The following is an 11,724-nucleotide window of genomic DNA, read 5'->3' on the forward strand; positions in this document are numbered from 1 at the left end:
TGATTTCCTTGATAAACAGCTTCCCTCCGCTGGTATTACCCAGACTCAGGTTCTAAGGGTGTTTCTCAGCCCGGATTTTCGGGCACCCCTAGCTAAGCTATTAATAATAACACTGATGTCTGTACCGGATGTAAGCAATTAAGCAAATCTTAATAAGGAGGATGACTGAGGCGATGGGAAGATGGGAACTGCGATCGCACTTTCCAGACTTCTGATATTTCTAGAGTTGCCCAAAGTGCGATCGTACCCCCATTTAACACCGGAAAAAACCCTCAGACTTCATCAGGATTAATTCCCATTTCGCGCAATTTTGCTGCTAGGCGATCGGCCCGTTGTTTTTCTTCCTCTGCGCGAAGTTTTTCTTCCTCTGCCCGAAGATGTTCTTCTCCAGCACGAAGACGCTCTCGTTCTGCGCGAAGGCGTTCTTTTTCCGCACGTTCTTCCCCAATTAACAACAAATTACCTTCACTATCCCACCAACGTAACCAAGGCAAATTCATCTCATCATATTCACCTTGCCAAATTCCCAACTCAACTCCAAGCTGAGGAATTGGATAGTGACCTCGCTCATTTGCACTCATTAGCTGATAGCGATTATCTTGTAAATGATACATTTCTACAGCAGCTTTTTTTACTTCATAAATCCCGTAAAAAGGTACGCGGATTGCCTGCTCGTAAACCCAAAATTTGCCCACCTTTTGTTCTTCTGCTTGTCCTAATTCAGGCGGTGGCGTTCTATCTCGCTCTTCTGCACCATTCCCCGATACAAATTCCAAAACAATCAGCGGTGCAACATATTCTTTCCACAATACATAAGAACGTCGCACCTCACCATTTAATAGTGGGGGAACATTCGGTACATAAAACCAATCAGGTGCTTCTGCACCCCGTTCCAGAGGCTCAGTTAAACGCCAATAAATCCCGCAATCTTGACCGATGCGGTACCGTGCATCAGGATGAATTTGTTGCAATATTGGCCGGAGTGAATCAGTGAGAATAATCCTTTGAGGAAGTTCTTGAAAATTTTTCACAAAAGTACCATCCGACTCTGGTAATTCAGTGTGGTCTGGGAGATGGGTGACTTCCAATTCAAATGATTTGGCAATAGTCATAAAACTTGCGCTATTTGAGGAATTACACTTATTATATAGCAACTATAAAATTTTGGTAATTGTAATTAATAATTGACAATCGGAAAAAAGCTAATCTATCGCCCGCTACAAGTACGAACGATGCAGTGTCCCTAGAGTCCATAATAAATAATTAAAAGGGCGAGCGGAGGTGCGATCGCACTTTCCAGATTTCTCATATTTCTGCTGTAAAAAAAGTGCGTGAAGCTGAGCTATCCCGAACGCGCGAAGCGTTGCCTAATGGTAGGGAATCGCCCTCAATTTAACAACCGAAAAAAAACCTCAGACTTCATCAGGATTAATCCCCATTTCGCGCAATTTTGCTGCTAGGCGCATCGTGTTATATTTTGCGCGAATCTCTGCTGTTTGTTCCCTTGCTGTCGTCGCTAATTAGTCTAAATGCTATTTAAAACATTTATGATTTTCAAAATCTTTTTTGTGACTTCAGAAATCTGAAGTAGTAATTGTTGGGAGTCTTCTGGAGAGTTAGCAATTTTTTTAGAGAGTCGATCGTAAGCTGCCATTGCTTATTCATACTAACCCAAGATAAAATCAACACTCACTTCAAACTCAGGAAAAGCCAGCGGCGCAACTTGTTGACCGCGCCAAAACTTGAGCATTAAACTATAACCATTCGGGCCTGGCTGACGGTAGACTTCCAAACAATTTTCCACTAAATCTAGTAGCCAAACTTCCTGAATTAGCGATCGCGCGTAAATAGATACTTTCACATCTCTGTCATAATCAACTGTACTATCCGAAACCTCAACTAATAGCAAAACTTCTGACGCTACTGGATGCGCTGTGGCGTAGTAATCAGCGCGAGGTTGTAGCAATACAACATCCGGTTGAGGTTCAGTGCGATCGGTTAACTTAACTGGGTTTTGGATAGCAAAAGTCGCCAGATCTTCGGGAATCAAGCTGAACCGCCGCGCGAGGCGGTTTACACAACTTGCATGACGAGTTCCAATTGCAGCCATTTGCACAATCTCCCCTTCTATCAATTCTATTCGGTCATCTTCACCGAAAATGCCAGCTTCACCCATCAGGTGATATTCTTGTAATGTGAACAGCCGTCTTTGCATTTTGACAGACATCACTATTCTCCTTTTTCAACAGTTGGCTTAAGCTTACCATTTTTGCTAGTAATATTCAAACTACTACTAGCTAATCTCCCTAACCCAAGATAAAATCAACACTCACTTCAAACTCAGGAAAAGCCAAGGGTGAAACAATTTCTCCCCGCTCAAATTTTTGGATGGAAGTATAGCCATTTGCCGTGGGATTGCGGTAAACTTCTAAACAGTTAACCTCAAGATCCCACAACCATACTTCCTGAATCCCAGAACGAGCGTAGATAGGGACTTTAATATTGCGATCGTTATCAACAGTGCTGTCGGCTACTTCAACTAATAGCAAAACTTCTGACGGTACTGGATGGGCTGTGGCGTAGTAGTCAGCACGAGGTTGCAGCAAGACAACATCCGGTTGAGGTTCAGTTTTTTCTGTCAACTGAATGGGGTCTTGAACACCCAGAGTTGCCAGCTCTTCTGGAATGAGGCTAAAACATCTAGTGAGACGCTTAACGGAACTTGCGTGACGAGTACCAATTGCAGCCATTTGAATAATTTCTCCTTCTATCAATTCCACTCGTTCATTAGCAAAAACACCAGCATCACTCATCAGGTGATATTCTTGGACAGTAAATAGCCACTTTTGAGTCTGAACAGACATAACTATTCTCCTTTTTCGGCAGTTAACCTAAGTTTACTATTTTTGATTCTAATATTCTACCTACTGCTAAAGTAGGCTAACTCAAAATCAAATCAACGCTCACTTCAAAATCAGGAAAAGCCAACGGTGAAACCATTTCTCCCCTCTCAATTTTTTGGATGGAAGTATAGCCATTTGCCGTTGGAAAGCGATAAACTTCTAAACAGTTAACCTCTAAATCCCACAACCATACTTCCTGAATCCCAGAACGAGCATAGTTAGGTACTTTCACATCGCGGTCAAAATCAACTGTAGTATCAGAAACCTCAACTAACAGCAAAACTTCTGACGGTATTGGATGGGCTGTAGCGTAGCAGTCTAAACGGAATTGCAGCAAAACTAGATCGGGTTGAGGTTCGGTACGTTGAGTTAACCGAATTGGGTTTTGAACATCCAAAATAGCACTTTCTTCAGGAATTTGGCGAAACTGTCGGATCAGTCGTCGCACACAAGTAGCATGACGAGTACCAATTGCGGCCATTTGGATGATTTCTCCTTCTATAAGTTCCACTCGTTCGTTATGAGCAAAAACACCAGCCTCACTCATCATGTGGTATTCTTGCACTGTAAATAGCCGTCTTTGAATCTGAACAGACATAACTATTCTCCTTTTTGAGCAGTGAATCTCAGCTTATCACTTGATTTTGATAAATATAGCAGTCCTTGCAGGAGTCGTAAAGTTTTTTACCCCACCCCAACCCTCCCCTTATTAAGGTCCGGGAGTAAGAAATTCACAAATGATTTAGGATTGCTATAGTATTATTTCAAGACAACAAAAAACCACCCTAAATAGGGTGGCATATTCTGAAACGGTGTAAATGACCTAGGCTAAAACAAGAGAATTTCAAGTGCTAAAAATACAGGTTTTAGCGATCGCCAGGCGGGCATTGTCCGCCAGGGAAATCACCTTAGAGTAGAGTAATTGAGGTTGAGGCTGGAGTACCAATGGAACCAGCGCCGAAACCTAGGTTGACATTACCAGCAGTCAAACCAGCAATGTTGTTAATTGTCAAGCTGACGCTAGTTTGTCCGTTAGCAAAATTCACGGTGCCGCCGGTAGCGTTGGGGACTACGCCAGAGCCGGTGATAAAGTAGTCGGTAAGATTCTGGGGTTGGCCACCACCAGGTGCAGCTATCAAAAAGTCGATGGAACCCGTACCGACACCACTCGTCCGGTTGATGGTAAACGTTCCGCTAGTATTGTCAGCCACAGGGGCTGGAGCAGAACCGTAGAAGAATCCATTGCTGATCCCACCACTGCTGTCGAGAATGGATAAGACTGCTGCGGATGGACTAGCTACAGAGCCACCACTGAGGAATAAGTTCACAGTCTCAGTCAATTCCGGCACCGTATCATTGATGATGGGAACACCTACTGTAGCGCTAGCTTGACCAGGAGCAAAGTTAACTGACACATTGCTGACAGAGACATAATCAGGGGCAGAAGCTGTGGCCGAACCGTCAGCAGTGCTAAATAGAATGGTTCCTGCCTTTGTCAAATCCCCAGAGCGATTGATTGTCACGTTCACAGTGCTACCTTCGTTACCGCTGTAAGTAGCGGCACTAAAGAAGAAGATACTAGGCCCAGTAGTTGCTGTCGTGGGAGTGGGAGTGGGACTGGTTGGAGTCGGAGTCGGAGTCGGAGTCGGCGCAACATCATTAATCGTCAAGATAGACGGGTTGCTGCCGACAGTACCGCCACTGAGAACTAAGTTGACAGTTTCCGGGCCTTCAGTAATCGCATCAGTCAAAGCAGTGACAGTGAAACTGGCGCTATTTTGTCCAGCGGCAAAGTTGAGGGAACCCGCCCCAACGGTATAGTCAGGGCTAGTGCCGCTAGAACTAGCTGAACCGTCGGTGGTGGCGTAGTTAATGGTTGCTGCACCAGTCCCACCAGTGCGAGTGACGGTAATGGTGGCCGCACCGCCTTCATTCACCGTGTAACTGCCTTGGCTGAATTGAAAGACGCTTGCAGGCGTTGGAGTTGTAATCGGAGTCGGAGTCGGAGCTGGGGCACTTCCACCATCAAAAATGGTAACAGTGGCTGGATTGAGACTGCCTACATTACCGTTGTTGAGAAATACATTCACTGTTTCTGAGCCTTCGCTAATAGCATCGGTCAAAGTGGGGACAGTGAAAGTGGCGCTAGTTTGCCCGGCCGCAAAATTTAGGGTTCCTGTGGTGGCAGTATAATCAGTAGCCGAGCCGGTAGATAGGGCTGAACCATCAACGGTACCAAAGCTGATGCTTCCGGGGGCAGATGTATTGCCGGTGCGAATCACTGTGACTGTGGCGGGGCTGCCTTCGGGGGTAGAGTAATTATTGGTGCTGAAGCTGAAGACACTTGTAGGTGTTGTTCCCGGTGTCGGTGTGGGTGCCGGGGTTGGGGTGGGGGTTGGTGTCGGCGTTGGTGTGGGTGTGGGCAACCCGGAGGATTGAAACCAACCCGGATTTGCACTCAGTTGTGCAGCAGTCAAACCTTGGATGTTGACTAAATACTCGCCGGTGCCGGTATCGCGAACGAGGGTGTTGCCGATGCTGATGCCGTTGGAGCCGGTGCCGTCGATGAATTGCAAATCGCTGAATTGCAGTCCCCCAAATAACTGGATGACATCGTTCCCGGAGAGTTGAAAGTCAGTAATGAAGTCGGCATCGGAGACGCTGGGGCCGCCAGTAGTGGCTGTGGGTTTGCCGTCGCCTACTCGCCCGATCGCAAACAGGTCATTTCCACCACCACCGCTCATGGTATCAGAACCAAGGTCGCCGTAGAGTACGTCGTCGCCGAGGTCGCCCAGAATCAAGTCGTTGCCTTTACCACCGAACATCGTGTCGTTGTCTTTACCGCCGAACATCGAGTCGTTGCCGTCATTACCGAACACGCTGTCGCGGCCGATGTCGCCTCTTACTAAGTCGTTGCCTTTGCCACCGTATACTACGTCGTCGTCTTTGCCACCGTATACTTGGTCGTCGCCTTCGTTGCCGTTAAGAATATCATTGCCGGGGCCGCCGAATACGAGGTCGTTTCCTGAGCCTGCACCCATCGCATCATTACCGTCAAGTCCAATGATTGTATCGTCGCCTAGCAAGCTGCCTAGGCTAATTACGCGACCGTCTGGTAAAGTTCCAGGTATGAGATCTGCGCCTAGAGTTCCTGTTATGTTTGCCATTTTCTTAATTCCACAGATTAGTTTTTTTTGCCTTTAGTAGAAGCACCTGTAGAATTTTTTTAGGGATTTTTTGCACTATTTTTATACACGTATGATTTGTGCAACAATCCGGTATTTATGTCATGATTGACTATACTTATCCGTTAGGTCAAATAATTGCCGTAGGCAATCTTTTATTGCTAGCACTTAGTCAGGTAAATCTGTTTTCCTGCCCTGTTAATAGCTCAGAAGCAACCAGCCCGTATAAAGTTCCCATTTATTATGAATATTCGGGGTGAATTTAATAGTTGTTTTACCGGATATTTGGAAAGCAAGAATTGTTTATATAGTCCACCTCTATGCTTCTAAACAATGAGATATTTTCAGGACAAATGTTTGAAAAATAAATAAATATAGTCTTTGGAGTGAAAGATGAGGTACGTTGGAGAATTGGTAATAGGTAATGGGTAATTGGTAATTGGTTATTCCCCATTCTCCATTCCCGATTCCCGATTCCCCATTTTCCATTCCCCATTACCCATTACCCTATTTACACCTAAGTCTAACTAGCAAACACATCAAACGCAGAACCCCGACTTTTTTTACAAAGTCGGGGTTCTATGGCGATTATTCCTTCTGCCTTGAACATCTGCTATAGTTCTGAGATGAGAGTGCGGCGATCGCGCCTTGCTTCCTCGTTTTCTGGCTGAATAGCGATGGCTCGATCGTAGGCTGTCATTGCTTCTTCATAGCGCTTTAATTGCGACAACACTGTCCCCAAGTGATGCCAAGCGTTGTAGGAATCAGGCTTGATCGCAACCGCTTGTTCATAGGCGGCGATCGCCTCTTGGTTTCGGTACAATTTTGCTAAGGCTTCGCCTTTACCAAACCAAGCTTCATAACACTGAGGGTTAATTTCGATCGCTTTTTCGTAAGATGCGATGGCGGGTGCGTAATCCAACAGTTTCTCGAAAGCTGTGCCTCGGTTGTGCCAAATTTCAAAGTCGTTTGATTTAATCGCAATGGCTTTGTCATAGGATGCGATCGCATCCAGATAGCGGTGTATGTTTCCGAAGACAGCACCTCGATTGTACCAAACTTCATATTTGTCTGGGGCGATGCTGATGGCTCGATCGTAGGAATCAATCGCATCTTTGTAGCGGAGCAATTTCCATAACATATTACCTCGATTGTACCAGGTTTCGTATCTATTGGGATAGATAGCAATCGCTCGATCGTAGGAATCGACTGCTGCTTCGTACTGCTTTATTTTACCCAACATCACGGCTCGGTTGTGCCAAATTTCGCTGTCGGTTGCTTTGATGGCGAGGGCGCGATCGTAACTGGCGATCGCCTCTTCGTAGTGGTGTAATTTCCCCAATAAAGCTGCGATATTGTGCCAGGGAGCATAATTTGTGGGTTCGATCGCACTTGCTTGCTGGTAACAGACGATCGCCTCTTCGTACTTTTGCAATTTTCCCAGCAAATTAGCTTTATGATACCAAGCTTCATAGTTATTTGATTTAATAGATATGGCTTGGTCATAACAGGCGCTCGCCTCTTCGTACTTTTGCAACTTTATTAACACATTTCCGCGCCAATACCAAGCCATATCTAAATTATTATTCGTTAAAATAGCTTTTTCAAAGCAGACTACTGCCTCATCATATTTGCCTTGAAAATAAAGCCCTTCCCCTTGCTTGATATAATCATCAGCAATCAAATTATTGTCCTCACTAGAAACCGAGGCTACTTCTGAGTCTGGGGAGTTGTTGGAGGGAGGTGTTGGTGCGACTTTGACAACTTCCTGGGCTACCACGGCGGGGAGTTGAGAAATTTCTTGAACTATTTGAGATTTTTTTTCGTAAACTTCCGTCAGCAAAACTTGCAGGTGCATCAAAAATTGAGATTTGAGAGTTTCTATTTGCTCGACGGAAGATTTAGAAACTTCAGTTTCTTTACTTAAAAAATCAATGGATTGTTTGGCTGCACTCATTTGTGCTTCTAATTCATCTCTCAATTTTTGATTTAACTGACTAGAATTAATTAATTCTGATTCTAATACACCAATTCCCTGTAATCTTTTATTGGCATCAGCCACCAACTGTCTGATTACCAGCCGTCGCATCATCCAAAAAAAAGCAAGGGTAACTGGGGGAAATATGGTCCCCAGAATCAGCAAAATATTGAGCAAAGTTACAGTATGATTAAAACTATATTCAGAGTCGATATTGCCACCAACGCGGGGAGAGATCAAATCGAAAGCGTCGCGAGCTTGGGGGATGGTTTGAGTACCGGATTCGATTAATTTAGCTAGCCAAGTTTCTTGTAAGGATTTGGTCAATTCATCACCGGATGAAGATGTAGTGTTTTCCTTGGTTTTGGCTGGGATAGATGACTGGGGTGGTGCTGTCGCCACGAGCAAACCTGTCTGGGATTTGACAGCAATGCGTGGGGAAAATTGTTCGTGGGCGATCGTCTCTGGGGCGCTAATTGAATGAGCGGGACGGGCTACGGTATTATTTATGGCATCCACAAAGTTGCTGCTTTGTGGTGTTTGAGGAGCAGCCGGAGGTGGAGCGGGAGTTTTGCTAGCATTAGCAGTTAAATTCTGGGATGCGAGGGCAGCCAGAGTCAAAAAAGCTACATTTGATACTCGCATAAGCGTGAAATTACTTAGGAGGAGTTAGTGCTTGCCGATCGCTCCTGGGGCGATCGCGATGCTACTGTCAGCAGTCAAAATCGCGATTTCCAGAGAGTTTGGCTTACTATCTCCAAAATACGCCCAGCCTCTGATTTATCAGGAAAAGTGTCCACAATTCCCACTCTGTCACTTTCCCGAAAGGATAGATGGTGGCGATCGCTCCGGTTCCATCACCCTCTAGTCAGATACCCAACAACTTCTACGAAGTCGGGTATCAAAAATACCCATAAACTCATTGTTGAAAAATGATAAAATAGACATCTCCTAAAAAGCCAGTCTTGGAACAGCAGAATGCCAAGCCCAGAATAATTTTGGGGATGTCCATAACTAATTCAATCAACAGTAATTGAGGGCAATTCATGACAGAAGAACGCACTTACTGGCTGGCTTGGTCTCAAATTAACGGCATCGGGCCGATTTTATTACAAAGATTGCAGGAACATTTTCAGAGTTTAGCAACAGCTTGGACGGCAAAATCCCTAGATTTATGCCAAATTGAAGGCTTTGGTAAACAGACTATTGAAAAAGTAATAGCAGAACGAAAAAAGATTAATCCCCAACAATTTATTGAACAACATCTCATCAAAAATCCTCTTTTTTGGACACCAGCCGATCGAGATTATCCTCGTTTATTATTAGAAATTCCCACTCCACCAGCAGTCTTATATTATCGGGGTACAGTTGATACCAAAGAAAGTCAAGGAATTACACCCACAGTAGCAATTGTGGGTACTCGCTCTCCTTCGGAATATGGTAGACGGTGGACTCGTAAATTTAGCGCTGCTTTGGCTAAAAGCGGTTTTACTGTGGTGTCGGGATTGGCGGCTGGAATCGATACAGAAGCTCATACAAGCTGTTTGGCTGCGGGAGGGCGGACTTTTGCCATATTAGGCACGGGAGTCGATATCGTTTATCCTCGGCAAAATGATAAGTTGTACGATCGCATTTTGCAGCAGGGATTAGCAATTAGTGAATATCCCGCTGGTACTCAACCAAATAAAACTAATTTTCCCCGGAGAAATCGGATAATTGCTGGTTTAAGTCGTGCTACCATAGTCATAGAAGCTCCGCGCCAATCTGGTGCTTTAATTACCGCTTATCAAGCTAATGATTTTTGCCGGGATGTCTATGTTTTGACATCAAGATTAGATGATGAACTTTCCTTTGGATGTTTGGAATTATTGAGTAAAGGTGCTCATCCAATTCTGCCCAATAGCGATCGACTTTTGAGCGAAGAACGATTGTTAGAAATGCTAGGAGCTATCCCCAAATTGGATTCTCCCCAACAATTGTCCCTATTTCCAGCCAATCCGTCTCCCCAAAAGCAAGAGCCAGCATTGGATAGGGAATTAGCTTTGGTGTTAAGTGCGATCGAATCTGGTCCGATTGCTTTTGATTGCATTGTCCAAGCCGCAGGATTAGATACCGGCAAAATTTCTAGTGCACTATTGCAATTAGAATTATTAGGATTAGTCTCCCAGTTACCGGGAATGCGATACCAGCGGTGCTGACATCGCATCATTTCTGAATTTCTTCCTCCCTCCCCTTAGTAAGGGGAGGGCTGGGGTGGGGTAAAAAATTTACGACTCCTCCAAGGATTGCTACAGCGGTTCCTGCTGTTATGAGGTACAAAAGCGGGGTGCATCGCATTTTTGTAGGGGATTCGCATTCGCGCCCATATCTTATAGATAGATCAGAGATTTTCAACGCGAATGCTTCGCCCCTACCGATATATTTGCAAATTCGGGATGCTCCCAGTGTGTCGCAATACAGCGGGAATCGCTGTATATTTATTCTTGATTATTTTTTCCTTCCACATATCCATTATCTACCAGTCGCCAAGCGCCGCCAGAATTGCCTGTCAAATCGCAATCTGCCACCTTCGCAATAGCATCTTTATAAAGTGCGATCGCCTCAGAGCCATTACCAGTAATTCGACACCGATGTACAATCAATTTCCCTCCCAATCCGACACCAATTCCTACAGTACCATTGCCAAAAATATCACTATCTTCCACCGTTAGTTGGGCGCTATCGGACATAAAAATTCCGTTCCAGATGCCATCATGAATTTGACAGCGACGCATTACAGAAGCAGCATTATGCCCGCAAATTCCCACCACAGAATAGTCAGCAGAAGTAATATCGCTATCTTCGATGACTAACTCTCCTTCCCGAATATCAACCGCATAATAATTTCCAGTAGCATTTAGGGTTAAACCTCGCACTAAAGCCGATGCTGTTTGCATTTTGAGGCAGTTAGAATTGGTACTTTGAATAACAATGCTTCCCGCTTCTATTTTACCGATAATTTCCACAGATTTATCGAGGATGAGACTTTCTAAATATAAGCCCGGATTCACATAAATGCGAGTATTTGGTGCTGCATTTTGTAGTGCTTCGTTAATTGTAGTATAATTACCTTGGCCTTGTTGACAAACAACCAATTCTAGGCTATTGGAGATTTGAGCCTGGAAAGTTGATGGTGCAATTTCCTCAGATTCAGCAGCGGGTGTTGCAATTTCTCCATCGCCCGTGAGGGATTGTGCTGGGATTTCTGATAATTGTGTACTTAGTTGCAACTTTTCGCGATCGAAATTTGCTAACTGATGCTCTAATTCGGATACTTGAGCTGTCAGGTTAGTTTGCTGTTGTTGCGCCGTCTCTAATTGACTTTGCATTTCCTGAAGTTGGGTGTAATATTGCGATCGCTCTTGATTTGCTGTTTCCCATTCTGACTGTAATTGGGAGCGACTCTGCTCTAATTCGGATACTTGAGCTCTCAGGTTAGCTTGCTGTTGTTGCGCCGTCTCTAATTGACTTTGCATTTCCTGAAGTTGGGTGTAATATTGCGATCGCTCTTGATTTGCTGTTTCCCATTCTGACTGTAATTGGGAGCGACTCTGCTCTAACTCGGATACTTGAGCTGTCAGGTTAGCTTGCTGTTGTTGCGCCGTCTCTAATTGACTTT

The 11,724-nt window shown here is 44.7% G+C and carries 9 protein-coding genes and 1 riboswitch; of the genes, 2 read left to right on the plus strand and 7 right to left on the minus strand.

Annotated elements, in window-relative coordinates:
- Positions 1-4: 4 nt before the first annotated feature.
- Positions 5-100, minus strand: a riboswitch (TPP riboswitch).
- 172 nt (positions 101-272) lie between these two features.
- From AAFP14_RS00315 to AAFP14_RS00340, 6 genes are all read right to left on the minus strand, one after another.
- The gene (locus AAFP14_RS00315; protein WP_341730356.1) at positions 273-1,112 is read right to left on the minus strand and encodes a Uma2 family endonuclease; all 840 of its coding nucleotides are present in this window, start codon (positions 1,110-1,112) and stop codon (positions 273-275) included.
- A 554-nt stretch (positions 1,113-1,666) separates the two neighbouring features.
- Positions 1,667-2,227 carry a Uma2 family endonuclease gene (locus AAFP14_RS00320; RefSeq protein WP_341730357.1) on the minus strand — a complete coding sequence of 187 codons (561 nt, stop codon included), beginning with the start codon at positions 2,225-2,227 and terminating at the stop codon, positions 1,667-1,669.
- Between the two features lie 79 nt (positions 2,228-2,306).
- A complete protein-coding gene (locus AAFP14_RS00325) occupies positions 2,307-2,864 on the minus strand; it encodes a Uma2 family endonuclease (protein ID WP_341730358.1) in 558 nt (185 codons plus the stop codon).
- 76 nt (positions 2,865-2,940) lie between these two features.
- The gene (locus tag AAFP14_RS00330) at positions 2,941-3,501 is read right to left on the minus strand and encodes a Uma2 family endonuclease (RefSeq protein ID WP_341730359.1); all 561 of its coding nucleotides are present in this window, start codon (positions 3,499-3,501) and stop codon (positions 2,941-2,943) included.
- A gap of 310 nt (positions 3,502-3,811) precedes the next feature.
- The gene (locus tag AAFP14_RS00335; RefSeq protein ID WP_341730360.1) at positions 3,812-6,070 is read right to left on the minus strand and encodes a Calx-beta domain-containing protein; all 2,259 of its coding nucleotides are present in this window, start codon (positions 6,068-6,070) and stop codon (positions 3,812-3,814) included.
- Positions 6,071-6,701: 631 nt separating this feature from the next.
- The gene (locus AAFP14_RS00340; RefSeq protein ID WP_341730361.1) at positions 6,702-8,711 is read right to left on the minus strand and encodes a tetratricopeptide repeat protein; all 2,010 of its coding nucleotides are present in this window, start codon (positions 8,709-8,711) and stop codon (positions 6,702-6,704) included.
- A gap of 31 nt (positions 8,712-8,742) precedes the next feature.
- On the opposite strand from AAFP14_RS00340, the gene AAFP14_RS00345 reads away from it, so the two are divergent.
- Entirely contained in the window at positions 8,743-8,934 is a 192-nt protein-coding gene (locus AAFP14_RS00345; protein ID WP_341730362.1) for a hypothetical protein, read from the plus strand.
- 178 nt (positions 8,935-9,112) lie between these two features.
- On the plus strand, positions 9,113-10,264 hold the full coding sequence (gene dprA / locus AAFP14_RS00350; protein WP_341730363.1) for a DNA-processing protein DprA: 1,152 nt from the start codon (positions 9,113-9,115) through the stop codon (positions 10,262-10,264).
- 279 nt (positions 10,265-10,543) lie between these two features.
- Here the strand turns inward: dprA and AAFP14_RS00355 are convergent.
- Positions 10,544-11,724, minus strand: a 1,181-nt coding sequence (locus tag AAFP14_RS00355; protein ID WP_341730364.1) for a right-handed parallel beta-helix repeat-containing protein, incomplete at its 5' end; no start/stop codon positions are given.

Origin of the sequence: Microcoleus sp. EPA2, assembly GCA_020882975.1 — a bacterium.
Taxonomy (GTDB): domain Bacteria; phylum Cyanobacteriota; class Cyanobacteriia; order Cyanobacteriales; family Microcoleaceae; genus Microcoleus.